This window comes from Micromonospora sp. C28SCA-DRY-2, assembly GCF_030519475.1.
Lineage (GTDB): Bacteria > Actinomycetota > Actinomycetes > Mycobacteriales > Micromonosporaceae > Micromonospora.
Genome location: NZ_JAUMKD010000003.1, coordinates 667917 through 691901 on the forward strand (window position 1 = coordinate 667917; position 23985 = coordinate 691901).

Genomic DNA, 23985 nt, shown 5'->3' on the forward strand with positions numbered 1-23985 from the left:
CCGGGTGGATCATGCACATCGGCTTCCGCCCCTCCCGCCGGAACCATTCGCACCCTGCTCAGCAGGGGTCGGCCGGTGCCGGCGAGGGGTGGACCGGCGTGCCCGGGTAGCGTCCGGCCGCCGTCACCCGGCAGCATGGCCACGTGTCCCATCCCGCTTCCCTGGCCGTCGTCCAACAGAGGGCTCTCGCGCTGCGCGCCGCTGGCGATCTGACCGCCGCCCGCCGGATGCTCGCCGACGCCATCGGGTCCGCCCGGCCCGCGTACGGCGAAGACCACCCGGATGTGCTCAACACCGCACACCTGTTGGCCCGGCTGCACCGCGAGGCGGACGACCCGGGCGCCGCCCGCCGGGTGCTGGAGGAGGCGTTCGCCGCGGGCGAGCGCCGCTGGTCGCAGGCCGAGCCGCTGATGCTCGCGCTCTCGTTCGAGCTGGCCGGGGTAGCGGACGAACTGGGCAATCGGCACGAAGCACGCCGCAATTATCTCCGGATCGCCACCGCCGGGCCCGCCGTGCTCGGCGCCGACCATCCGGCGGTACGCACCGCGCACCAGTACCTCGGCCAGGCCGCTCCCGCGCCGCAGCCGCCCGCCCCCGGCGGCGGCCAGGGTGGCGCCGACGCCCGGCCCGGCGCGGCGCTCAGCGGCCCGACCGTGTCCATGAGCACCATTCCGGCCACCGACCAGCCGCAGGTCGCCGCCCAACCGCCGCAGGCCCCCGCCGCCCGACCGGTGGTCGCTCCGGCACCCCCGCTGCCTCCGCCTCCTCCGGTGCCGGGCCGTGGCCCGTCCGCCCCGCCGTCGGCGCGCTCCGCCCAGGCCGTCCCGCATCCGCCGGTCGTCGCCGCTCCCCCGGCGCCGCCCACCGCCGGCCCGCCGGTGTCCAGCCCGCCCCACCCGGCCCCGCCCGCGCCCGGCCACCACGCCGCTGGTCGTGCGGCACCGGCCCACGCCACGCCGCCGCCTCCGGCACCCCACCCGCACCGCCTCGCTACGCCCACCTCGGCTCCACCGGCACCCCCCACCCTGCAGGCGGGGCGTCCGGCGGCACCGACTCCGCCGACCCCGCCGGTCCCGGCCGCACCGACGCCGTACGCTCCGCCGACGGGCCGTCCGGCGGGACAGCTTCCGTCGACCCCGCCGGGCCCGACGCCAGCCCCGGCCGCACCGACGCCGTACGCTCCGCCGACGGGCCGTCCGGCGGGACAGCTTCCGCCGGCCCCGCCCGTTCCGGTGCCGCCGACGCCCCCAGCTCATCCGGCGGGCCGCCCAGCCGGCCCCGTCCCGCCGGCGCCCGCCGGTCAGCAGGCGGGCCGTTCGGCGGTTCCGCCGGGCCCGCCCCTGCCGGCTCCGCCGCCGTTGCCACCCAGCCGTGGTACGGCGGCGGCAGTCCCGCCGGCGCGGGCCGCCGTGCCGCCGGCCCCCCAGGTCGCGGCGCACGCCGCGGCGCCCCCGACCGCGCCCGCACCGCAGCCCGCCCCGGTCCCGCCATCCGCGCCGGGGGCGCGCACCGCGCCCACCCCGGCGGCGCCGCACACGACACCTCCGGTTCCGCCCGCACCGCCGCTTCCGCCGCCACCGCAGGTCCGCGGGGACCGCACCGTGCCCATGACGGCGCTGGGCGGGGCCGGCACGGCACAGCAGCTCCCACCGCCGCCGCAGCACCGCGCCGCCCCGGTCGTGCCAGCCCCGCGACAGTCGCCGTGGGCCCCGCCGCAGCCGCCCGCGGATCCCACCCGGCGGGTCCCGGACCAGCCGACGGCCGGCGCGGCTCCGCAGGCCGCCGCGCAACAGGCCACCGCCCCGTCCCGACCGGCTCCCGCACCGCCTGCCCAGGGCCAGGCACGGCACGTCGTGGCACCGCCAGCGGCCTCTCCGGCGCAGCCGGCACCCGAGCCGCCCGCCGCGGAGCAGGCCCGACAGGTCTCCGCGCCGCCCGCCGCTCCTCCGGCGCAGCCCGCTCCCACAGCGCCCTCGGCGGAGCAGGCGCGGCACGTCGTGGCACCGCCAGCGACCCCTCCGGCGCAGCCGGCACCCGAGCCGCCCGCCGCGGAGCAGGCCCGACAGGTCTCCGCACCGCCGTCCGCTCCTGCGGCATCGGCGGTCCCGGTGCCGTCCGCGACCCCGCAGGCCGCCAGCACGGCATCGCAGTCCGCCACCCCGGCGCGGCCGGTGCCGGCGCCGCCGGCGAGCGCCGGCCGCCCGGCGCCGGCAAGCCCGGAGGTCGTACCGCCCCGGCCGCCGCGGCAGCGGACTCCGGAGGAGTCCGGCCCGGCCACGCGGCCGCAGCAGCTGCCGGACCCGCCGCCGATCCCGGCACCCGGGTGGGACAAGCCGACCATCCAGGTGCAGCAGATCGGGCCGCTGCTGGCGGAGGAGGTGGCACGGGTCGCCAAGAAGCCGGCCGAACCGCCGGCCACGGCGTCCCCGGTCACTCCGCCCCCACCCGCACAACCGGTGGGCGCAGCACCGTCGCCCGCGCCGGTGAGCGCGCCACCGGTCAGCGCGCCACCGGTCAGCGCGCCGCCCGTCAGCGCGCCACCGGTGAGCGCGGCCCCGGCCCACCCGGTCAGCGCAGCACCCACGAGCGCGCCCCCGGCACCGCCGATCAGCGCACCACCGGCACACCCCACCAGCGCGCCCCCGGCACCGCCGGCACCGCCGGTGAGCGCGCCACCGGCTCCCCCGCACACGGTCAGCTCACCGCCCGTGAGCGCACCCCCGGCCCACCCCGTCAGCGCGCCGCCCGGGCCGGCCCAGCCGGTTCTCCCCCCGCCTCCGGTCGTACCGCCGGCGCACCCGGTCAGCGGACCGCCGCACGCCGGGTACCCGGCACCGCCGGTCAGCGCGCCGCCGGCGCACCCGCACCCGGTCAGCGGCACGCCCCTGCCGCCACCACCGGTCAGCGCGCCGCCGCACCCGGCGTATCCGGCCCGGCCCCAGCCGGTCAGCGCGCCGCCCGGACACCCGCAGCCCGTCAGCGCGCCGCCTGGGCACGCGCACCAGGTGAGCGGGCCGCCCGTGGCGCCGCCGCCGGTCAGCGCGCCGCCGTGGGGGATGACGGCGCCGCCGTGGGGCAGCATGGCGCCGCCGCAGCCGCTGGCCGCGCCGGTCGACGATGCCGAGGCCGAGCCGGACGACGCCGACGACGAGGACGAGGGCACTGACGAACCGGCCTACGTGGACCTCGACCTGGACCAGCCGCGACTCGAACCGGCACCGGAGCCGCCAGCCGACGCCACGAGCGCGGACGCGCCGGTGTCGGCGTACCCGCAGCAGCCGGCGTACCCGTCGACGCTGCCCGCGTACGCCATCGAGGAGCCGGAGTCCGGCGGCCGGAGCCGGGCGACGGTGATCGTCGCGGTCGTCGCCACGGTGGTGGCGGTGGCGGCGGTGGCCGGCGTTGGCGCGCTGGTGCTCGGCCGGGACGCGGCGCCACCGGCCGGTCCGACCCCGTCGGCCTCGGCCCCGGCCACCGCGACCGGGCCGCCCCCGACCGACCTGAAGCTGCGCGACGACACCGCGACGATCACGTTGACCTGGACCGACCCGGCCGACGGCGCGGTGCCGTTCATGGTGGCCGGTGGGCGGACCGGGCAGGCGCTGGGCGTGATGGCGTCGGTGGACCCGGGGCAGACCACCTACACGGTCAACGGGTTGAACTCCCGGGTGGACTACTGCTTCACCGTGCTGGCGGTCTACTCCACCGACTCGTTCGCCACGTCCGGCCAGGTCTGCACGGATCGGAAGGGCGGCGCCTCGCCGCGCTGAGCGTCCACAGCGGGCGCGCACGCTGGGTGTCCACAGGGGGACGGTGCGGGTTCCCCCGCCCTCGGCCGGGCCATATGATGGCACCCGGCTCAGGGGGAGGGGTCGCCGACGGGCGCGCCACCTGCCAGGACGACCAGGGGAGGCACCGGGCTGTGGCCACCATCGACGACGCCGTGCGCGCCAGCACCGACGCCGCTCGCCCCCGATCGCGGTTCCGGGGCGGCCTGGTCACCATCGCGACGGTGGCCGCGCTGCTCGCCGCCATGGGGCTGACCGTGCTCGGGCTCGGCGCCGCGGACAACGCGGTGGCCAGCTACGACGCGAGTTCCTGGCTGTGGAGCGCCGCGCGCAGCGAGCTGGCCCGGGTCAACGGGGTCACCGCCCGGGTGGACACCCGGGTGGAGATCCCGGCCGCCCGCCGGCATCCGATGCAGGTCACCCAGACCGACCGGCTGCTGATCCTGCGGGATCTGAACACCGGTCAGGTCAGCTCGCTGGACCTGGCCACCCTGCAGATCACCGCGACCACCCGCACCACCCCCGGGCTAGGCGTGAACGTCGCGCTGCACGAGGACGCGGCGTTCGTCGTCGACGCGGTGCAGGGCGTGGTCCGCCAGCTCGACCCGCGCTCGCTGGCCCCGGTCGGTGAGCCGGTGCGCTACCCGCCGGGCATCACCGGCGGGTCGTTCGACGGCGAGGGTCGGCTGTGGATCGCGGTGCCGAGCGAGGGCACGGTCTCGGCGATCACCGCGGCGACGCTGCCGTCCGCGCCGGCCTCGGCCGCCCCGGCCGGCGCCGGGCTGAGCCCGAAGCAGGTGGAGACGTACGACGTCGCGGAGGCCAGCCACGAGCTGGTCGTCTCCACCCTGGACGACGGGGTCGCGGTGCTCGACCGCACGGCCGGCACGCTGGTCCGGGTGCAGCGCGGCGAGGTGCGCAAGACGCCGCTGCCGATGACCGCGCCCGGCGCGCTGCCGACCCGCACCAGCGGTCCGCTGGTGCCGGTGACGGTGGCCGACGAGCGGAAGGTGCACGCGGTCGGTGCCGGCGGCGAGGTGCGCGCGTTCACCGTGCCGGGCGCCGGCGACCGGCTCTCCCCCGCGGTGGCCTGGGCCAACCGGTTCTACTGCGCCGACGAGGCCACCGGCACCGTCTACTCCTTCGACGTCAACGGCCAGCTGGTCGACACCATCCGCGGCAAGGCCACCGGCCCGCTGGAGCTGGAGGTCCGGGAGAACCACCTGTTCATCAACGCGCCCGACACCTCGACGGCGCGGGTGGTCAACGACAAGCACCAGGTGCGCGAGGTCGACAAGTACGCCAACGACGTGCTCGGCGGCGACCCGCCGCCGGCTCCCCCGCCGCCGCCTCCGCCGAAGAAGCCCAAGGTCGGCAAGCCGAGCGCGCCGCGCAGCGTCACCGCCGCCGCCGGCAACGCGCAGGCCCGGGTGAGCTGGCGGCCGGCCGCGGCCAACGGCGCGCAGATCATCCGGTACGTGGTGGAGGGCGCCGGCCAGCGGCACGAGGTGGGCGCCAACCAGCGGGCCGTGGAGATCAAGGGCCTGACCAACGGCGAGACGTACCGGTTCTCGGTGCACGCGGTGAACGCCAAGGGCGCCGGTCCGGAGCGGACCAGCAACCCGGTCACCCCGACGGCGGCGGTGCCCGACCCGCCGGCCAGCGTCACCGCCCAGGAGCGACCGGACGGCACGGTGCTGGTGCGCTGGCCGGCGGCGAACGGGCAGGGCAACACCATCGCGAAGTACGTGGTGACGGCCACCTCGGCGGGCGCCAACGCCCCGGCGGGTGAGTCGCGCAAGACCGAGCTGGTGGTGCCGGCCGGCGAGCTGGAGTACGGCACCCAGTACGCCTTCACCGTGGTGTCGGTCAACGACAAGGGCGCCGGGTCGGCGGCGTCGCCGGTCAGCAACACGGTGGTGCCGTACGCGGCGCCGGGGCAGCCGGTCGGGCTGCGGGCGAGCACGGTGGCCAACCAGCCGGGCACGGTCTCGGTGCAGTGGTCGCCCGCCGAGGCGAACGGCCGGCCGGTGACGAAGTACCTGGTGGACGTGGGCGGGCGCAGCAGCGAGGTGACCGACACCCGGACGACGGTGAGCGGGTTGGGCAACGGCCAGAACGTCACGGTCAAGGTGAAGGCGGTCAACGAGGCCGGCCCCGGCCCGGAGGCGACCGCCACCGCGCGGACGGTGGCCGAGCCGCGGGTCACGGTGACCGGCTCGTCGGCGACCGCGACGGCGGCGACGGTGACGTTCACCGTGGACGCCGGCGGCGGGCAGGCGTCCTGCTCGCTGAGCACGCCCGGGGAGCCGGCGAAGACCGGCCCGTGCTCCAGCATCACGATGAGCGGCCTGGCCCCGGGCACGAAGTACACCTTCACGGTGACCGCCAGCAACGCGGCCGGCGAGGGCACCGCCACCCGCGCGCAGACCACCGACGCCCTCTACGGCATCGCCACCTGCAACAACGGCCCGGACGGCGACCAGCGCACGTACTGCGACAGGGAGGTGGACGGCCGCAACGGCAACGAGATCTTCTCGGTCACCCGCCAGGACAACGACCGCCAGGTCGGCTGGGCGAAGCCGGGCACCCGGCTGAAGGCGTACTGCAAGAAGCAGGGCGAGAACGTCGACTCGTGGATCTACAACAACCAGAAGCAGAGCACCTGGTGGGTGCAGGTCGAGTACAGCGGGAAGAACTACATCCCCTGGGCCTGGCTCAACCTGGAGGGCGGCGACAACATCAACGTCCTGCCGACCTGCTGACCCACCCAGGCAAGGAGCACCACCCGTGAACACCCACGAGCCGCTCACCCAGCCGGAGGTGCAGGGCTTCGCCGCCCTCGCCGCCCGGCTGGCCGAGAACGTCAACGCGGTCGTGCTGGGCAAGCCGCAGGTGGTCCGGCTGGCGCTGACCGCGCTCTTCGCCCAGGGGCACGTGCTGCTGGAGGACGTGCCCGGCGTCGGCAAGACCACCCTGGCCCGGGCCATCGCCGCGACGGTGAAGGGGCAGTGGCGGCGGATCCAGTTCACCCCGGACCTGCTCCCCTCGGACGTGTCCGGGGTGACCATCTTCAACCAGGCCACCCGGGGTTTCGAGTTCCACCCGGGCCCGGTGTTCGCCAACATCGTCATCGCCGACGAGATCAACCGGGCCTCGCCGAAGACCCAGTCGGCGCTGCTGGAGGTGATGGAGGAGCGCACCGTCACGGTGGACGGGGTCCGGCACCCGGTGCCGCAGCCGTTCCTGGTGGTGGCCACCCAGAACCCGGTCGAGATGGACGGCACCTACCGGCTGCCGGAGGCCCAGCTGGACCGCTTCCTGGTGAAGCTCTCCGTCGGCTATCCGGACGAGGCGGTCGAGGTGGAGGTGCTGCGCGGCGCCACGGTCCGCTCCCCCGAGGCGCTCACCGCGGTCACCGACACCGCCACCGTCGGCGAGATGGTCAAGATGGCCCGCCGGGTGCACATCGCCGAGCCGCTCTACGCGTACGCGGTCCGGCTGGCCGCCGCCACCCGCAACCATCCGCAGGTGCGGGTCGGGGTCAGCCCCCGGGGCGTGATCGCGCTGACCCGGGCGGCCTGCGCGTACGCGCTGATCGACGGGCGCGGCTGGATCATGCCGGAGGACCTGAAGGCGCTGGCCGAGCCGGTCTTCGCGCACCGGCTGCTGCTCACCCCGGACGCCCAGGTGCGCGGGGTGACCGCCGCCGAGGTGCTGCGCCAGGCGGTCGCCTCGGTGCCGGTGCCGCTGCCGTCCGGGCAGCCGGCCCCGGTGCAGGGCTGACCGGCAGGTCGGCGTGGGGATCACCGCCCGCGGGGTCGGGCTGCTCGTCGCCGCCGTGGTGCTGCTCGGGGTGGGGTTCCGCTTCGCGTACCCGGAGTTGACGCTGCTGGGCGCGGCGGCCGGCGCCGCGGTCGGCTACGCCGTGCTGACCGCGGCCTGGCGCCCCCGGCTGGAGGTGGCCCGCAGCGCCGACCCGGACCGGGTGGCCCGGGGCGAACCGGCGAGCATGACGGTGACCGTGCGCAACACCGGCCGGCTGCGGGCGGCGAGCCTGGTGGCCGAGGACCGGTGCGGGGACCGGGCGGTGCCGGTGCCGGTGCTGCGGCTGCGCCCCGGCCGGGACACCACGGTCCGCTACGAGGTGCCCACCCGGCGCCGGGGCGTGGTGCCGGTCGGCCCGCTGCGGGTGACCCGACGCGACCCGCTCGGGCTGGTGTCGGTGGCCCGCCCGTACGGCGGCACCGTCCCGGTCTGGGTGCACCCGCGGGTCCACCCGCTGCGCGCGGTGCCCACCGGCGCCGGGCGCAGCCTGGACGGCCGGGTGGACGCGGTGCCGCACGGCTCGATCACCTTCGACTCGCTGCGCGAGTACGTGGTCGGCGACGAGCTGCGCCGGGTGCACTGGCGCACCAGCGCCCGGGTGGGTGAGCTGATGGTGCGGGAGAACGTGGACACCAGTCTGCCCCGGATCGTCGTGCTGCTGGACAACCGGGCCACCGCCCACCCGGAGCGGGTGGACGGGGTGGCCGAGTCGTTCGAGTCGGGCTGCGAGGCGGCGGCCTCCATCGTGACCGCCGCGGTCCGGGAGGACCTGCCGGTGGTGCTGCTCTTCGTCGCCCCCGAACCGGAGACCGCCGCACCGGAGGCCGCCGGACCGGACGCCACCGCATCGGGCACCGCCAGCGGCGGGTCCACCGGCGGCGGGCCGCTGGACCGGCTCGCCGCGGCGCAGCTCTCCACGGTCGACGACGCGCTGCGCGCCGCCGCGAACCGGCTGCGCCAGGACCGGCTCGGCGACACCCTGGTCTTCCTCACCGGCCCCGGTGGACGGGACGACCTGGGGCACGTCGGCGCGCTGCGCGGCGCGTACCCCTCGGTGGTGGTCGGGGTGTTCGGCGCGCCGGAGCCCACCCCGGCGGGCGCGGCCGGCATGGTCGTGGTGGACGCGGCCGACGGGGCCGCGTTCGCCGCCGAGTGGGACGGGGTGCGCCGGTGGTGACCGTGACCGGGCCGCCGGCGTCCGACGCGGCCACCGACGCCGCGGCGGAGCCCGGCGGACCGGGCCGGCCGGCCACCGTCCGCCTCGGCCGGGTCCTACGCGCCGTGCCGGTGCCGCTGGCCCTGGTCGCGATGATCGGGCTGGCCGGCGTGGTGCTCGGCCGGGTCTACGCCGACGGCCTGCTGACCGCGCTGGTGCTCGGCGCCGCCGTCGGGTCGGTGCTGGTCAGCGTGGCCGCCCGGCGGCTGCCGTCCTGGCTGGTCGCACCGATCTCGGTGCTGGCCATGGCCGGCTGGACGGCCTGGTCCCTGCGGTTCACCGCGACCCGGGCCGAGCTGCCCGGCGGGTTCGGCGAGGTGGTGGCGGACGCCGCCCGCAACGGCATCCCCCGGCTCCTGACCGCGATGATCCCGGTCGAACCGACGCCGGACACCGTGCTGGTGCCGCTGGTCGCGGCCTGGCTCGCCGGGCTGGCCGGCGCGGAGGTGGCGGTGCGGGCAGGCAGGGTGCTGCTCGGCTACCTGCCACCGCTGCTGCTCTACGCGGGCGCGCTCTACGTGGTCGGGCCGAACGCCGACCCGGCGATCCGGCCGACGCTGGTCCTGGTCGCCGCGGCGGTGCTCGGCCTCGCCGTCTCGGCGCGGCCCGGCACGGCCGGCGGCGACCCGGCGGCCGGGCTCGCGCCGGCACTGCGCACCGCCGTGCGGGCCCGGCTGGCCGCCGCGTCCGCCGCCGGGGTGGCCGTCGTGGTGGCGCTGGCCGCGCTGCTCGGCCCGCTGGTCGCCGCCCGGGTCGAGGACCGGCCGGTGGACCCGCGCCGGTACGTGGAACCACCGCAGGTGGAGACGCTGGACGAGAACCCGCTGATCCGCATCTCGGGCTGGGCGTTGAACCCGGAGCAGCAACTGCTCGACGTCCGCACCGCCCGACCGGCCGGGCCGGCCGCGGCCGCCCCACCGTCGGGCGATCCGGCCGGCGCCGGGCCGGAGGAGCCGGCCGGTGAGGCGCCACTGCGGATCCGGCTGGCCGTGCTCAGCGACTACGACGGGGTGACCTGGCGGGTCGGCGCGACCTACCGCAACGCGGGCCGGATACTGCCGGCGGCGGCACCGCCCCCGGACAGCACCGTCGAGACGGTACGGCAGGAGATCACCGTCGCCGACCTGACCGGGCGGCTGCTGCCCGCCGTCGCCACCCCCCGCGAGGTCACCGGCGCCCGGGTGGCGTACGACCCGGCGACCGGGACGCTGATCCGGCCGGAGGGGCTCAGCCCGGGGCTGCGCTACACGGTCACCTCGGAGCGGGCACGCCCCGACGTGAACCTGCTGGCCACCGCGAACGTGCCGGCCGGCGACCAGGTGGCCCGGGTGCTGCGGGTCGCCGACGGAGTACCGGACCCCCTGCGCCGGCTCGCCACCCAGCTGGCCGAGGAGAACGGCGCGCCGTACGCGCGGGCCCTGGCCGTGGAGCAGTTCCTCGCCGAGCACTACCGGCTGGTGGCCGACGCGCCGAGCGGGCACGCGTACCCGAACCTGAGCTTCTTCCTCTTCGGGCCGCGCAACGGCGGCGGGCAGCGCGGCACGTCGGAGCAGTTCGCGGCGGCCTTCGCGGTGCTGGGCCGGCTGACCGGGTTGCCCACCCGGGTGGTGGTCGGTTTCGAGTCCACCGGTGACGGGCCGGTCCGCGCCGCCGACGCGTACGCCTGGCCGGAGGTGCTCTTCGAGGGCCTCGGTTGGGTGCCGTTCGATCCGCTGCCCCGCCCCGACCAGGAACCCCGGCCGGTCGAGGAGGACTTCCGCCCCCAGCCGGAGGATCCGCCGCCGTCGGAGGCGCCCGAGCCGACCCTGGAGCCGACCGCCGAGCCGGAACCGGCGGCCGCGCCGGGGCCGCCGGTGGACTCCGGTGGCGTACCGACGCCGGTGCTGGTGGGTGGCGGCGCCGGCGGCCTGCTGCTGCTGGTCGGGGGGCTGCTGCTCACCCTGCTGCTGATGCGGCGGGCGCTGACCCGGGCGCGGCTCGGGCGGGGCGACCCCGGCCAGCGCATCGCCGGCGCCTGGCGGGAGGTGACCGACGCGCTGCGGCTGGCCGGGCACCCGGTCGGCGGGGACCTCGCCGCCACCGAGGTCGCCGCCCGCGCCCGCCGCACCCTCGCCGCCGCCCGGGCGAGACTGCCCGGCACCGTGGACGCCGACGGGCCACCCACGCCGGGACCTGACCCGGCCGGACCGGCCGACGCTGTGGCCGAGCTGGCCGACCTGCTCAACCAGGTCGCCTTCGCGCCCGGCACCGCCACCGGTGAGCAGGCCCACCGCGCCGCCGCGGCCGCCGCCGACTACGTGGACGCGTTGCGCGCCGCCCGCCCCTGGTGGCGGCGGCTGCTCTGGTCCGTGCACCCCGGTCCGCTGCGCCGCCGGTCGCAGACCCGGTGACCGCCCTCGCCCACCCGCCCCGCCGTCGCCGCCGGCGCGCACTACCCTCACCCTGATGAGCGCGAGCCGGCCTCCCCTGTGGCGTGACCGCAACTTCGGGACGTACTGGATCGCGCAGTCGCTCTCCGCCGCCGGCGACGCGTTCGCCTACCTGGCGGTGCCGCTGCTCGTGCTGCACGCCACCGGATCGGTGGCCCAGATGGGCCTGCTCACCGCGGTCGCCGGCGCCGCGGCCGTCGGCGCGGGCGTCTTCGGTGGCGTCCTGGTCGACCGGTACGACCGGCGCACCCTGATGATCACCGCCGACCTGGCCCGGCTGGTGCTCTACAGCCTCATCCCGCTGGCCTGGCTCGCCGGGCCGCAGGTCTGGCTGCTCTTCGTCGTCCTGCCGATCTGCGAGGCGGCCGGCATGGTGTTCCAGTCCGCCGCGGTCGCCGCGGTGCGCAACCTGGTCGACCGGGACCGGATCACCGAGGCCAACGGCCGCCTGCAGGCGACGTACGCGCTGGCGGCCGTCGGCGGGCCGCTGCTGGCCGGCGTGGTGTCCGCCCGGTTCGGCCCGACGGCGGCCATCGCCGTCAACGCGGCCAGCTTCGCCCTGTCGGCAGCCGGTCTCTGGCTGGTGCGGCTGCGCCGGGCCGAGAACGCCGAGCCGACCGGCACCACCGGGCGGCTCGCCGAGTTCCTGGCCGGCGCCCGGTTCCTCTGGAGTCAGCCCGTGCTCCGCTCGCTGACCGTGCTGCTGTCCATCTTCATCTTCCTGACGTACGGCTTCACCGACGTGCTCGTCTACCACGTCAAGCACGACCTCGACGGCTCCGACGGCACGGTCGGCACCGTGCTCGGCCTGGCCGCGCTGGGCACGATCGCCGGGGCGCTGCTGGTCGCGCCGCTGCGCCGCCGGCGCGGCTTCGGCGTCACCTGGGTCGGCGCGATCTCCACCTGCGGGCTGGCCATCGTCGGCATCGGCCTGGTCGGGACCGTGCCCGGGGTCACCGTGCTGACAGCGGTGTACCTGTGCGGCGTCAGCGTGGGCGGGATCTGCTCCATGTCGCTGCGCCAGGAGATCACGCCAGACCACCTGCTCGGCCGGGTCACCTCGGCGTTCTGGAGCACGCACTACTCGCTCGGGCCGGCCGGCGCGGCGGTGCTCACCTGGGCCGCCGGCCGGTACGGGGTCACCGCTGTCGCCCTGGTCGCGGGCACCGGCTGCCTGCTGGTCGCGATCGGCGGGCTGTTCACCCCGATCCGCCGGGCCGGCGCGGAGCCGGCCGCCGCGGAGCCGGCCCTGGCACCGGCCGTCTCCGGCGAAGCCGCCTGACCCCGGCCGGCCACCCACCCGGTGCCGGTCGGGTCGTCCCGGTCCCGGCGTGACCGGGCTGACCGCCAGACGCCTGTCCTTTCGCCGGCACGGCCTCCCGCAACCCGCCGGGTGCACCCCGACGGCGCCGTTCCGCTGCTACGGTCGGCGACGTGATCGAGGAGCTGACCCGCCGCTACCTCGACGCGGTCGACCAGGCCCTGCCCGGTTACGTGCGCGGCCTCTACGTCGTCGGGTCCGCCGCGCTCGGCGCCTGGCAGGCCGGCGTCAGTGACCTCGACACGGTGGTCCTGACCTCCCGTCCGGCAACCGGCGACGATCTCGCCCGGCTCGCGACAGTCCACGCCGGACTGCCCCGGCCACCCCACCTCGACGGGGTCTACCTCGAACCGGCGCTGGCCAACTCCTGGCCGACCGATCGGCCGGTCGCGCCCTTCGTGGTCGACGGCACGCTCCGGACCGGCCAGCCGTGCGGCGAGCTGACGCCCGTGCTGTGGCTGACCCTGCGGCGGTACGGCATCCCGGTCCGCGGCCCGGCCGTCGCGGACCTCGGGATCCGGGTCGATTCCGAGCAGCTGCGCCGCTACAACCTGGACAACCTGCGGAAGTACTGGCAGCCGCGCGCCGCGACCTTCCCGGCCGAACTGGCCGAGGCGGCCCCCGACACGGTCGTGGACCCGGGGATCGTGGCCTGGTTCGTGCTGGGCCCGGCGCGGTCGCACCACACGCTGACCCACGGCGACATCATCTCGAAGGCCGCGGCCGGCGAACACCTCGCCCGACTCTTCCCCGAGTACGCCGACCTCGCGCGCCGGGCCGTCCGCTGGCGCGGGGGCGCGGCGGAGCGGTTCACCGCCACCGACCTCGTGGCCGCCGGCGACAGCGTGCACGCGGTGGCCGACGACGCCTGGCGTCGCTTCGGCGGCTGATCCGCCACCGGCCACCCAGCGGAGGATCGCCGACCGAGGTCAGGTCAGGCGACAGCCCGCAGTCGAGCGTAGAGGGCCCGGTGACCGGTCAGAGGTCGATCCAGTAACGCCGGGCCGGTCCGAACGGGGTCTTTCCGACTCCTTCGAGCACGCCGCCGCACCGCTCGATCGTCGTCGCCGAGGCGGCATTGTCGACCGCGCAGACCGCCAGCACCCGATCCAGGCCCAGCGTGCGCGCCTCCGCCAGCATCCGGCCCAGCGCCCAGGTGGCCAGCCCGCGGCGGCGCGCGGATGGCCGGATGCCGTAACCGATGTGCCCGGCCCAGCGTATGTAGTCACTGTTGCCGTGGCGCAGCGCGATCCCGCCGAGCACCCGGCCGTCCTCCACGATCCATCGGTAGGTGCAAGCGTCCAGTGGCTCCGCCGGGTCCGAGTGCTCCAGTAGCCGGGCCACCCACGCCGCGAACCCGGCCGGCGAGATCACGTCATCGGCCGGCTCGAGCCCGAAACCGTCCTCGTGCCGCCCGGGGCCCCACTCCGCGTGCGCGTCGAGCCAGGCGGCGTGCAGGCGGGCGGTGGGCGCGATCAGGTCAGGCACCCGGCAACGGTAGCGCCAGGGGTAGGCCGGCCGCGTCGTCGACGCGTGCCGACGGCCTTGACGAGCGCCGTTAACTTGTGCCGGTGATCGCGTACCGCGGGCCGTCATGAGCGGGAAGCGCATCCGGCTGTCCGTGGACCCGCCGGCGGGGTGCAGGATCGTCACGCTGGCCGCGGGGCTCGTCCTGGCCTCGATCCTCGCCTGCCTGGCCGGGCTACTGGTCAAACCGACGGCGATGTTCTTCACCGAAGGCGACTTCAGTGTCGGCAGTGTGCTCCTTTTCGTCGTCTACGTCGTCATCATGTGCGCCGTCCTCTACGCCGTCGGCGCCCTGGCCCGGGTGTACCTGCGGATGGGACGGACCAGGACGTGGCTCAGGGGCACCGTGCTCGTGGAACGGCGGATCGTGCTGCGCCGGAAGATCGATCTGTCCACCGCACGGGTGGAGTTGCGGCAGACCATCACCGCCGGCGACGTCACGCTCATCCTCGTGGCCATCGACCAGCGTTCGGGCCGGAGCCTGGAGCTGACGGTCGTGGACGGTGCGATGATCCTGCCCGGGTCCGAACTCACCGCCCTCGCCCGGGCGATCGTCGGTGTGCCCAGCCTCGGCGCCCGCGCCGGCGACGACCACGCGAACGCGATGATCGTCGCCGGCAGGCTGAGCGAGCTCACGGCCGTGGCCGACGAACGGCCGTAGCCCGTCGACGGCTCCTCGACGGCCGCCCCCGGGCCGCGTCAGTCCAGGCAGAACTCGTTGCCCTCGGGATCGGTCATCACGATGAAGCCGCCGCTCAGCGGGGGTTCCGGCTCGTGGCGCCGGACCCGCGTCGCGCCCAGCGCGACGAGCCGCTCGCATTCGTGTTCCAGCGCCGCCATCCGCTCCTCCCCCACCAGGCCGGGAGCGGCCCGGACGTCGAGGTGGACCCGGTTCTTGGCGACCTTGTCCTCCGGCACCTGCTGGAAGAACAGGCGCGGGCCGTGCCCGTCCGGGTCCTCGATGGCCGATCTGGTGTTGCGCTGCTCCTCCGGTACGCCGATCCGGGCGAGGAAGTCGTCCCACGCGGCGAGCGGGTCGGCACCCTCGGGCAGGTCGACGCCGGGTGGGCCGGGGTGGACGTAGCCGAGGACGTCGCACCAGAAGGTGGAGAGCGCCCGCGGGTCGTGGGCGTCGAAGGTGACCTGGAAGTGGCGGCTCATCGGGTTGCTCCGTCCGTGGCGGGTCTCGGGTGCGGGTACCGGTCGGGTGGCCGGCCGGCCGCGGACCGGTGGTGGATCGGCGCCGGCGCGGGCTTCCGGTCGAGGTGGCCGTGGTCCATAAAGTCACCCTGACACGTCTGGCGGACAGGATCGTTCCGCAATCGCCAGAACGGTCGACGGTTAGGGCGTCACGGTCGCGCCGGATCCAGGCCGCGTCCCCCGACCGGCCGGCTGGTCAGCGATGGTGTCGGATGCGGTCCCAGGTGCTCGGTGGCTCCAGCCCTTCGCCGGTGCGCAGCGCCGTGGTGACCGGCGCGCTCTCGCCGGCGACAGCGGTGAGCCGGCCGTGCTCGGTGTGGGCCGGCAGCCGCGCCGGTACGGCCGGGATGTCGAGGTCCAGCCGCACCTCCATGCCGGGCCAGCCGACCACTGTCACATCGGCGGTGGCGTCGATCGTCGTGCCGGCGCCGAGCGGTCCGCGTACCGCCGCGACCTGGTCGCCGGCCCGCACGATCGGGTGCTCGCCGATCGCCTTGGCGGCGGTGCGGACCAGCGGGCGGGTGGCCCGGAACACCCGGTCCAGTTGCACGGGGGTGTTCGCGCCGGGCTGCCCGAGGACGGCGCCCACGATGGTGAGCTTCCGGCCGCCGACCGTGACGACGGCGGCGAAGACCAGGCAACCGCCGGCCTCGTCGGTGGAGCCGGTCTTGATCCCGACGACGCCGTCCCTGCCGACCAGGGAGTTGTAGTTCTTCACGGTGCCGGCGACCGGCAGGGTGGCCGTCCGCTGCGCCACGATTTCCGCGAACGCCGGCAGCTCCATCGCCTTGCGGGCCAGGATCACCTGGTCCACGGCGGTGCTCACGGTGCCCGCGTCGAGTCCGGCCGGGTCGGTGTAGTGGGTGTCGGCCATGCCGAGCGCGGCGGCGGTGTCGTTCATCTTGTCGACGAACGCCTCGACGCTGCCGGCGTCCCAGGCGGCCAGGATCCGTGCCATGTTGTTCGCCGACGGGAGCAGCACCGCCTGGAGCGCCTGGCGCTCGGTGAAGACCGCGCCGGCGACCACCGGCACCAGCGACTCCCCGCGCGCCAGTTCCCTCGGGTACGCGGCGGCCTGCGCCGCGCTGACCGTCAGCCTCGGCCCGGCCTCGCCCCGGTCGAGGGGGTGCTCGGTGAGGATGACGTACGCCGTCATCACCTTGGCCACGCTCGCGATCGGCACCGGGTCGTTGCCGCCCGAGGTGCCCAGCGAGCCGAGCCCCGCCACCGTGAGGGCGGCCTGACCCCGCTGTGGCCACGGGATCGTCGGGGCGGCGCCGGGGATGACCGTCGACGCGGGCAGGGTCCGGGTGACGGTCGGCGCCGGCAGCGGGCGGCGCAGCGGCTCGACCGCGACCAGCGAGGTGCCGGCCAGCAGCACGGTCAGCAGACCGGCGGTCAGCAGCCGGCGGCCGCGACGCCGACCCGGCGGTGGTGGGGCGGCCGGTCCGGTCACCCGGGCCGTGGCGGAGTAGGTCATCTGGTGGTGTCTCCCGGGGTGGCGCGACAGGCGTGCTGATCTGGTGTTACTGGCGGAAGCGTCGGGCGGGCGCCGGCCGCTCAGGTGAGGGTGTCCACCACGTAGGCGGCGGCCTCGGCGATGAGGGCCTGATCGTATGCGGCGTCCCGGGTGGGCTTGCTGGACATGATCGAGATGACCAGGGGCGCCGCGCCCGGGGGCCAGACCAGGGCGATGTCGTTGAGCGTGCCGTAGTCGCCGGTGCCGGTCTTGTCGGCCACGGTCCAGCCCTTCGGCACGCCGGCCCGGACGCGTTTGGCGCCGGCGCCGGTGGCGTTGCGCTCCAGCAGGTCGCGCAGGAAGGCGCGCTTGTCGGGCGGCAGGGCGTCGCCCAGCACGATCCGCTGGTAGTCGGTGCCGATCGCGCGGGGCGACGTGGTGTCGCGGAGGTCTCCGGGGACGGCTGTCACGATGTGCGGCTCGATCCGGTCCATCCGGGTGACCGGGTCGCCCAGGCCGCGCAGGTACGCGGTCAGCCGCGCCGGGCCGCCGAGGTCGCGGAGCAGGAGGTTGCCGGCGGTGCCGTCGCTGTAGCGGACCGCCGCGTCGCAGATCTGGCGGATCGTCATCCCGGTGGCCACGTGCCGCCGGGTGATGGCGGAACTCTTCATGAGGTCCTCCGCGCTGTACCTGACCAGCGTGTCCAGGTGCGACAGCGGGTGGTGGTGCAGCACGGCCGCCGCGGCCAGGCCCTTGAAGGTGGAGCAGAACGCGAACCGTTCGTCCGCCCGGTGCGCGACCGTCGTGCCGGTGCCGGTGGCGAGGGCGTACACGCCGAGGCGGGCGCCGAACCGGCGCTCCAGCTCGACGAGCCGGTCGTGTCGCTCGTCCGGCCCGGTGGCGGCGGAACTGGTCGCGGCCGCAGCGGTGGGAGCGGAGGCGGTGGGGTCGGCAGCGGGTGCCGAGCCGTCCGTGCAACCGGCCAGGGGTAGCGCCACCGCCGCCCGCAGCAGGGCCCGGCGAGTGGTGGTCGGTCGCGGCGACACGTCCGGGGTCATCGGTCGGAGCAGGCCTTTGGAATGGTTGGTCGAGGTGTCCATCGTTGGTTACACGCGTGATCCACTCGGCGCGGTTGCACCTGGCGGCGGCGCGTCGTGCCGGCCGGCTGGCGGCGCCGTCACCGCCTTCACGGGTCGCCTGGTCCGCACCGGCGCGGTCTACCTGGCCCTGGCGCTGGTGCTCGGCGCGTTCGTCGCGCCGTTCGCGGCGGACGCGTACCGCACCCTGACCCCACCGCCGCCCCCGCCGCCGGCGCCCACCGTCGGTCAGGAGCACAGCGGCGGCGACAATCGCTGCCCGGGCGGGTAGCCGGGGCCGAGTGGGCTGTCCGGGAGCCGGCCACGGGCCTGCTCGCTGGCTCGGCGGTGCGGGAGCCGGCGGCACCCCGCCGGCCGGCCGGGCTCAGCGGTCCGTGCCGGCGGTGGGCGTCTCGTCCCAGGTCCACAGCGAGCGCAGCGCGATCCCGTCGTGCCCCGACAGGGTGCGGTTGGCGGCCAGGTAGCGGGCGGCGAGCTGGCCGAGGGCCTTGCGTTCCTCGCGGAACCCGGTACGCGTCCAACGCCGGCTCATGGCGCGTTCCCACAACCGGTCGACCTCGCGGTCGAGGCTGGGCACCAGCGCGGTGCTGGCCGGCGAGCCGACCAGCAGGACGGCGTACATCGCGCTGTTCCAGGCGATCGTCGCCTCCCGGTAGTCCGCCATCGCCATCGCCGCCTCGTCGCCGTGTTTGTCCTCCAGGTACGCCAGGTTCATCAGCCGCCGTACCAGCGTCTGCAGCGCCGACAGCAGGTCGATCGCGGCCTTCAGCTCCGCGTCCCGTTGCCACCGGCGGCGTTCGTGGCGGACGGTCGCCAGCGCCACCAGCAGCCCACCGGCGATGGCGAGCACTCCCCCGACGAGGGAACCGAGGACAGCCTCCATGGGTGCAGTGTGGTGCCGGCGCACAAGCCGGGCGGCTCAGGCGCGCAGCCGGCGGACGAGTTTGCGGAGCCCGGCCTGCCAGCCGTCCGGGTCCTCGGCGCGGCGGCGGGCGTAGCCGGCGACCTCGGGGTGCGGCAGGATGAGGAACCGCTCCTCGGCCAGCCCGGCGATCACCGCGTCCGCCACCTGGTCCGGGCTGAGCACCGCGCCGGAGGCGGCGATCACCCGGGCGCCGAGGTGCCCGGCGGCGAGCTCGTCGGCGAGCATCGGGGTGTCCACCCCCTGCGGGCAGAGCGCGCTGACCCGCAGGCCCTGGTCGCGGTAGGTGACCGCGAGCCATTCGGCAAAGCCGACCGCGGCGTGCTTGGTGGCGGTGTACGGGGCGTCGCCGACCGCGGTCAGCACGCCCGCCGCCGAGCAGGTGACCAGCAGGTAGCCGCCGCCCCGGGCCAGCATTCCGGGCAGCAGCGCCCGGGCGGCGTAGACGTGGGCGAGCACGTTGACCCGCCAGGCGCGGTCCCAGTCGGCGTCGGGCAGTTCCACTCCCCCGCCGGTGGCCACGCCGGCGTTGGCGCAGAACAGGTCGACCCGGCCGTACCGCCGCTCGGTGTCGGCGACCAGAGCGCGGACCTGCTCCTCGTCGGTGACGTCGACGGCCGCGGCGTGGGCGACCGGGCCGATGCCGGCGGCGACCGCAGCGGCGGCGTCGGCGTCGAGGTCGGCCACCACCACGGCGGCGGCGCCCTCGGCGGCGAACCGGCGGGCCAGCGCGGCGCCGATCCCGCCCGCCCCACCGGTGATCACGGCGATCCGGTCGGTCAGGTTCACCTCAGCTCTCCCGCCCGCCGGCCGCGACCCGGGCGGGGCCGAGCCGGCCGACGAGGTCGGCCAGCGCCGCGGCGCCACCGGCGGCCAGCTCCGGGGTGGGCAGCAGCGCCAGCACGGGTACGTCGACCCCGGCGTCGGCGTACCGGGCGACCTGGTCGCGGCACTGCTCGGGCGAGCCGTGCAGCACCAGCGCGTCGACCACCTCGTCGGGCACCGCCGCGCCGGCACCGCGCCGGTCGCCGGCCGCCCAGGCCCGCCACATCGGCCCGAACACCTCCTCCCGGCCCAACCAGCGGTGGAACTCGGCGTACGCCGGGACGGTGAGGTAGCTGGTGATCAGCCGGCGGCCCAGCGCGCGGGCGTGCCCGGCGTCCTCGGTGGGGCAGACGAAGATCCGGGCGACCACCTCGAACCCGGGCCGGCGCTCGCCCGTGGCGCCGAGCGCCCGGGGCACGTCGTCGGCGGCCAGCCAGTTGAGGATCACCCCGTCGGCCTCGGCCGCGGCCAGCCGCAGCATGCCGGGGCGTAGCGCGGCGAGCAGCACCGGCGGCGGCGTGGCGGGCGGCCGTTCCAGGCTGAACCGGCGGACGGCGAAGGTGTCGTACGCCCCGTCCACCGTCTCGCCGGCCAGCGCGGCGCGCAGGAAGCGCAGCACGTCCCGGGTACGGCGGAACGGCTCGGTGTACGGGATGGCGTTCCAGTCGCCCACCACCACCGGTGAGGAGGCGCCGATGCCGAGGGCGAACCGGCCGGGGGCCGCGTCGGCGAGCGCGGCGGCGCTCATCGCGAGCAGCCCGGGCCCCCGGGTGAAGGCCGGGGTGATCGCGGTGCCCAGCCGCAGCCGGGGCTGCCAGGCGGCGGCGAGCGCCAGCGGGGTGAACGCGTCCGCCCCGTTGACCTCGGCCGACCAGACGTCGGTGAAACCGGCCCGGTCGAGGGCGGCGTAGACCGCCGCGTGGTCGGCCAGCGGGATCCCGCCCAGCGGAACCGTCATTCCCCATCGCTTCGTCACCGGTCGATCGTGCCCGCTCGCCGCGACCCGGATCAAGGTTCCGCCCGCCGGTTTCCCGGTCACCGGCGAGATCGGTGCCGCCGCCCCGCCGCGGCGAGCCGGCGGCACCGCGGCGGCTGTCGTCGGTGTCAGGTTGGGCGGGTGGCCTTGCCGTCGAGCCACAGGACGTCGGTGGCGTCGCGGTGTGAACCGGCCGAGCCGACGTGCTTCGTACTGATCGTCGGCCCCTTCTTGATCACGTGGACCAGGGCCATCGCGTGCCCGCGCCCGAGGCCGTACTCGCTCTTCAACCAGTCGACGATCACCCCGGCCTTCACGTCGGGCGCGTCGAAGTTGCGCTGCTTGGCCTCGTCGACGAGGGTGCGGGGGGTCTTGCCGGTCTTGTCCTCGATGGCATCGAGGTACGCCTGGAACGACATGGGTCAGCCTCCGATCCGGTGGTGCAGGTGCACGACGCCGGTCTCGAACGTCGTGGAGTCGTTAACGACCTTCCGGTACGTCACGTCGTCGTCCTTTGAAGGGGTTACGACAACCACCTTCCGTGACTGCGAGACGACGATCAACGACGGTTCCGGCAATCATCGTTGCCCCAGAGGCAACGATGATTGCCGGACACCCGACGCGTCGTGCCGACCGGAAGCTACCGATGAGGCTTCCCGCTGTGGTCGCTCACGACAGGAGCTCGACGTACCCGTCGGTGCCGTGCACGCGGATCCGCTGCCCGTCCCGGATCAACCGGGTGGCCTGCCGCACGCCCACCACGGCCGGCAGACCGTACTCCCGGGCGATCACCGCGCCGTGGGTCATCAGGCCACCCACCTCCGTGACCAGGCCGGTGATCGCGACGAACAGGGGCGACCAGCTGGGGTCCGTGTAGGCGGTGACCAGGATGTCGCCCGGCTCGAGACGGGCCTGCGCCAAATCGAGGATGACCCGGGCCCTTCCCTCGACGGTCCCGGCGGAAACCGGCAGGCCGACCAGCGCGCCGGCCGGCACGTCGGCGCGCCGGTACGCCCCGTCGACGGCCTCACCGTCGGAGGTGAGCACCCGGGGTGGCGTGAGCGCCCGGTACGACCGGAACGCCTCCTTGCGCTGCCGGATGAGCTGCTCGTCCACCCGGTTGGTGCGCGCGACGTCGTGGAGCTCCTGGAAGGTGAGGTAGAAGATGTCCTCCGCCTCGGGGAGCACGTTGGCCCGCACGAGGCGCTCGGCCTCGGCCAGCAGGGCCTGCTTGTAGACGAAGTAGCGGCTGATGATGGCGTACTTCGGGTACTCCCGGTAGCCGATGAAGGTCCGGACCCGGTCGATCATCCGCTTGGTCTCGGCCGCCTTCCGTTCGCCGTCCGGCAGGGCCCGCAGGCGTTCGAGCACGTCCTGTTCCTTCTTCCGCGCCGCCTGCCGGCCGTGCTCGAAGCGCCGCTCGGCGGCGCCCGGCTCGAAGTTCCTGACGTTGTCGAGGATCAGGGGCACCAGTGTGCTGGGGCGTTCGCTCCAGCGCGGCCGGGTGATGTCGATCTCGCCGACGCAGCGCATGCCGTACCGGTCGAGGTAGGCCTCGATGGCCTCGCGCGCTTCGGTGCCGCCCGCGAGCTTCGGCAGCTCGTCCAGGAAGCCGTCGTCCTCGACGCTCCGCAGGAACGCCACCACCTCGGGGTGCGCGCGGACCACGTCGGCGACGTCGAGCAGCGCCAGTCCCATCTCGGAGGTGACGTTGTCGGGGGCGGACAGGGTGAGCGTGTCGGCCGCGTTCTTCTCGCCGAGCCATTCCTCCAGCCGGTCGTTGAGCCACCAGGTGGCCTCCATCCCCGCCATGATCGCCCGCATGCTGCGCGGATCGCTGAGGACCCGCTTGTGCTCGTCGAAGGCCGCCAGCAGGAAGTCGAACAGCGCCGGTCCGGTCTTCGTCCGGATGTCGCGCCGCAGCGCGGCGACGGACGCCTCGCTGTGTTCGATCAGCTCGGTGACGATGGCCGGATCGGTCTCGATCGGGTCGGGCGGGCCGCCGGCCGGCGGCCCGCCGGGACCCGCGTCCGGCAGCGCCGGCAGGAAGTCGTCACGGTCGAGGACGGTCTCCAGCGCGTCCCTGGTCAGCGGGTCGGACCTCCCCGCCATGTCGAGGAGGCCGGCGCGGCTCGCGGGTGTGGCCAGGGCCCGGGTGACGTCCACGAACAGCCGTCCCCCGGCCTCGTGCATCGGTGCCATGGCCGTCAGTTGCCACACGGACAGCCCCAGTGGCCTCATGGGGTCGGTCATCATCTGCTGATGGCCGACCGAGAGGTAGACGTGGTTCTCCCGGTCGCCGGCCGCGGGGATCGGGAACAGCGTGGTGATCGGCCGGCTCTGCACGACCTGGAAGTCGTCGTCGACCAGGCACCATTCGATGTCCTGCGGGCGGCCGAAGTGCGCCTCGATCCGCCGGCCGAGCTGCACCAGCCGCACGACCTGCGCATCCGTCAGCGCCGGCTGCTCCTGCCGTTGCGGGTCGATCGTCACGTCCTGCGTTCCGCCGGCCGGGCGGGCCTGTACGGCACGCTGCTTGGCGGCGATCGACCGGGCGATGACCTCGCCGTCGCGCACCCGGAAGACGTCCGGGTTCACTAGGCCGGAGACCAGGGCCTCGCCGAGGCCGAAGCTGGCGTCCACGGTGGCGACCCTCCGGTTGCCCGTGACGGGGTCGGCGGTGAACAGGATGCCGGACGCATGCGGGAAGACCATCTGCTGCACGACCACCGCCATCTGGACCTTCCGGTGGTCGAAGCCGTTGCGCAGGCGGTAGGTCACGGCCCGCTCGGTGAACAGCGACGCCCAGCAGCGGCTGACGTGCTCGAGGACCGCCGCCGGCCCCACGACGTTGAGGTACGTGTCCTGCTGGCCGGCGAAGGAGGCCGTCGGCAGGTCCTCGGCTGTCGCGCTGGACCGGACGGCGTAGGCCGCTTCCGCCCCGTGCCGGGCGAGCGCCCGGGTGATCGCCGCCGCGAGATCGGCCGGGATGGCGATCCCTTCGATGCTCCGGCGGATCTCCGCGCTCAGCGTGCCGATCGCCGCCCGGTCGTCCGGCTCCAGGCGCGCCAACTGGTCGAGCCGGTCGTCGATCGACGGCACCTGCGCCATGATCCGCCGGAAGGCGGCCGTCGTCACGCAGCAGCCGGCCGGGACGCGGACGCCGTCGATGCGCGACAGCCCGCCCAGGTGGGCGCCCTTGCCGCCGACGAGCGCGACCTGCGTCTCGTCGACCTCTCGAAGATCCAGGACGTACCGCTCGGTCATCGCGCCACCTCCGCGGCGGCCGTGCTCGGTCGCACCGCACCGGCTGATCGAATCACCGGCGCCGCCGCCTCTGTCGAGCCGCTCGTGGAACACGTCCGCATCGCTGGTTGCCTTCCCTCTGATGAGTCGG

At 75.6% G+C, this 23985-nt stretch carries 17 protein-coding genes and 2 pseudogenes; 10 read left to right on the plus strand and 9 right to left on the minus strand.

The window, feature by feature from the left end:
* Positions 1-143: 143 nt before the first annotated feature.
* The 8 genes and pseudogenes from Q3W71_RS16650 to Q3W71_RS16685 form a co-directional block, all read left to right on the plus strand.
* Positions 144-317: pseudogene (locus tag Q3W71_RS16650) on the plus strand (tetratricopeptide repeat protein); the annotation flags it as partial.
* Positions 318-3320: 3003 nt separating this feature from the next.
* Positions 3321-3770, plus strand: a pseudogene (locus Q3W71_RS30980) (fibronectin type III domain-containing protein); the annotation flags it as partial.
* 173 nt (positions 3771-3943) lie between these two features.
* Positions 3944-6553: a fibronectin type III domain-containing protein gene (locus tag Q3W71_RS16660; protein WP_302920428.1), complete on the plus strand. Its 2610-nt coding sequence runs from the start codon at positions 3944-3946 to the stop codon at positions 6551-6553.
* A 25-nt stretch (positions 6554-6578) separates the two neighbouring features.
* On the plus strand, positions 6579-7574 hold the full coding sequence (locus tag Q3W71_RS16665) for a MoxR family ATPase (RefSeq protein WP_088993057.1): 996 nt from the start codon (positions 6579-6581) through the stop codon (positions 7572-7574).
* A 13-nt stretch (positions 7575-7587) separates the two neighbouring features.
* The gene (locus tag Q3W71_RS16670; RefSeq protein WP_302920248.1) at positions 7588-8793 is read left to right on the plus strand and encodes a DUF58 domain-containing protein; all 1206 of its coding nucleotides are present in this window, start codon (positions 7588-7590) and stop codon (positions 8791-8793) included.
* Between the two features lie 104 nt (positions 8794-8897).
* A complete protein-coding gene (locus Q3W71_RS16675) occupies positions 8898-11222 on the plus strand; it encodes a transglutaminase domain-containing protein (protein WP_302920429.1) in 2325 nt (774 codons plus the stop codon).
* 55 nt (positions 11223-11277) lie between these two features.
* Positions 11278-12543: an MFS transporter gene (locus tag Q3W71_RS16680; protein WP_302920249.1), complete on the plus strand. Its 1266-nt coding sequence runs from the start codon at positions 11278-11280 to the stop codon at positions 12541-12543.
* Positions 12544-12695: 152 nt separating this feature from the next.
* Positions 12696-13472: a nucleotidyltransferase domain-containing protein gene (locus Q3W71_RS16685; RefSeq protein ID WP_302920250.1), complete on the plus strand. Its 777-nt coding sequence runs from the start codon at positions 12696-12698 to the stop codon at positions 13470-13472.
* Positions 13473-13560: 88 nt separating this feature from the next.
* On the opposite strand, the gene Q3W71_RS16690 is transcribed toward Q3W71_RS16685, so the two are convergent.
* Positions 13561-14070 carry a GNAT family N-acetyltransferase gene (locus Q3W71_RS16690; protein WP_302920251.1) on the minus strand — a complete coding sequence of 170 codons (510 nt, stop codon included), beginning with the start codon at positions 14068-14070 and terminating at the stop codon, positions 13561-13563.
* Between the two features lie 133 nt (positions 14071-14203).
* Between Q3W71_RS16690 and Q3W71_RS16695 the strand changes: the two genes are divergently transcribed.
* On the plus strand, positions 14204-14770 hold the full coding sequence (locus Q3W71_RS16695) for a hypothetical protein (RefSeq protein WP_302920252.1): 567 nt from the start codon (positions 14204-14206) through the stop codon (positions 14768-14770).
* Between the two features lie 38 nt (positions 14771-14808).
* Here Q3W71_RS16695 and Q3W71_RS16700 read toward each other — a convergent pair whose 3' ends face one another.
* The 3 genes from Q3W71_RS16700 to bla all read right to left on the minus strand — a co-directional run bounded on the left by Q3W71_RS16700 (position 14809) and on the right by bla (position 17826).
* On the minus strand, positions 14809-15270 hold the full coding sequence (locus Q3W71_RS16700) for a VOC family protein (RefSeq protein WP_302920253.1): 462 nt from the start codon (positions 15268-15270) through the stop codon (positions 14809-14811).
* A 235-nt stretch (positions 15271-15505) separates the two neighbouring features.
* Positions 15506-16789 carry a D-alanyl-D-alanine carboxypeptidase family protein gene (locus Q3W71_RS16705; RefSeq protein WP_302920254.1) on the minus strand — a complete coding sequence of 428 codons (1284 nt, stop codon included), beginning with the start codon at positions 16787-16789 and terminating at the stop codon, positions 15506-15508.
* Between the two features lie 80 nt (positions 16790-16869).
* Positions 16870-17826: a class A beta-lactamase gene (bla, locus tag Q3W71_RS16710; RefSeq protein ID WP_302920255.1), complete on the minus strand. Its 957-nt coding sequence runs from the start codon at positions 17824-17826 to the stop codon at positions 16870-16872.
* A gap of 34 nt (positions 17827-17860) precedes the next feature.
* Here bla and Q3W71_RS16715 point away from each other — a divergent pair, with 34 nt between their 5' ends.
* Entirely contained in the window at positions 17861-18136 is a 276-nt protein-coding gene (locus Q3W71_RS16715; RefSeq protein WP_302920256.1) for a hypothetical protein, read from the plus strand.
* Positions 18137-18229: 93 nt separating this feature from the next.
* Here Q3W71_RS16715 and Q3W71_RS16720 read toward each other — a convergent pair whose 3' ends face one another.
* The 5 genes from Q3W71_RS16720 to rph all read right to left on the minus strand — a co-directional run bounded on the left by Q3W71_RS16720 (position 18230) and on the right by rph (position 23855).
* On the minus strand, positions 18230-18748 hold the full coding sequence (locus Q3W71_RS16720) for a hypothetical protein (RefSeq protein ID WP_302920257.1): 519 nt from the start codon (positions 18746-18748) through the stop codon (positions 18230-18232).
* 36 nt (positions 18749-18784) lie between these two features.
* Complete coding sequence (locus Q3W71_RS16725; protein ID WP_302920258.1) at positions 18785-19576, minus strand: SDR family oxidoreductase; 792 nt, start codon at positions 19574-19576, stop codon at positions 18785-18787.
* Between the two features lies 1 nt (position 19577).
* Positions 19578-20570 (minus strand): LLM class F420-dependent oxidoreductase, encoded by a 993-nt coding sequence (locus Q3W71_RS16730; protein ID WP_302920430.1) that lies wholly within the window; start codon positions 20568-20570, stop codon positions 19578-19580.
* Between the two features lie 146 nt (positions 20571-20716).
* Positions 20717-21007, minus strand: a complete 291-nt coding sequence (locus tag Q3W71_RS16735; RefSeq protein ID WP_302920259.1) for a DUF4287 domain-containing protein — start codon at positions 21005-21007, stop codon at positions 20717-20719.
* A gap of 250 nt (positions 21008-21257) precedes the next feature.
* Positions 21258-23855, minus strand: a complete 2598-nt coding sequence (rph, locus tag Q3W71_RS16740; RefSeq protein WP_302920260.1) for a rifamycin-inactivating phosphotransferase — start codon at positions 23853-23855, stop codon at positions 21258-21260.
* Positions 23856-23985: the final 130 nt, after the last annotated feature.

Bases quoted from the DNA above. Each gene is read 5' to 3' on its own strand.
- Q3W71_RS16730 (WP_302920430.1), bottom strand. From the start codon at position 20,570: ATGACGGTTCCGCTGGGCGGGATCCCGCTGGCCGACCACGCGGCGGTC.
- Q3W71_RS16680 (WP_302920249.1), top strand. From the start codon at position 11,278: ATGAGCGCGAGCCGGCCTCCCCTGTGGCGTGACCGCAACTTCGGGACG.
- Q3W71_RS16700 (WP_302920253.1), bottom strand. From the start codon at position 15,270: ATGAGCCGCCACTTCCAGGTCACCTTCGACGCCCACGACCCGCGGGCG.
- Q3W71_RS16720 (WP_302920257.1), bottom strand. From the start codon at position 18,748: ATGGAGGCTGTCCTCGGTTCCCTCGTCGGGGGAGTGCTCGCCATCGCC.
- Q3W71_RS16735 (WP_302920259.1), bottom strand. From the start codon at position 21,007: ATGTCGTTCCAGGCGTACCTCGATGCCATCGAGGACAAGACCGGCAAG.
- Q3W71_RS16705 (WP_302920254.1), bottom strand. From the start codon at position 16,789: ATGACCTACTCCGCCACGGCCCGGGTGACCGGACCGGCCGCCCCACCA.
- rph (WP_302920260.1), bottom strand. From the start codon at position 23,855: ATGACCGAGCGGTACGTCCTGGATCTTCGAGAGGTCGACGAGACGCAG.
- bla (WP_302920255.1), bottom strand. From the start codon at position 17,826: ATGACCCCGGACGTGTCGCCGCGACCGACCACCACTCGCCGGGCCCTG.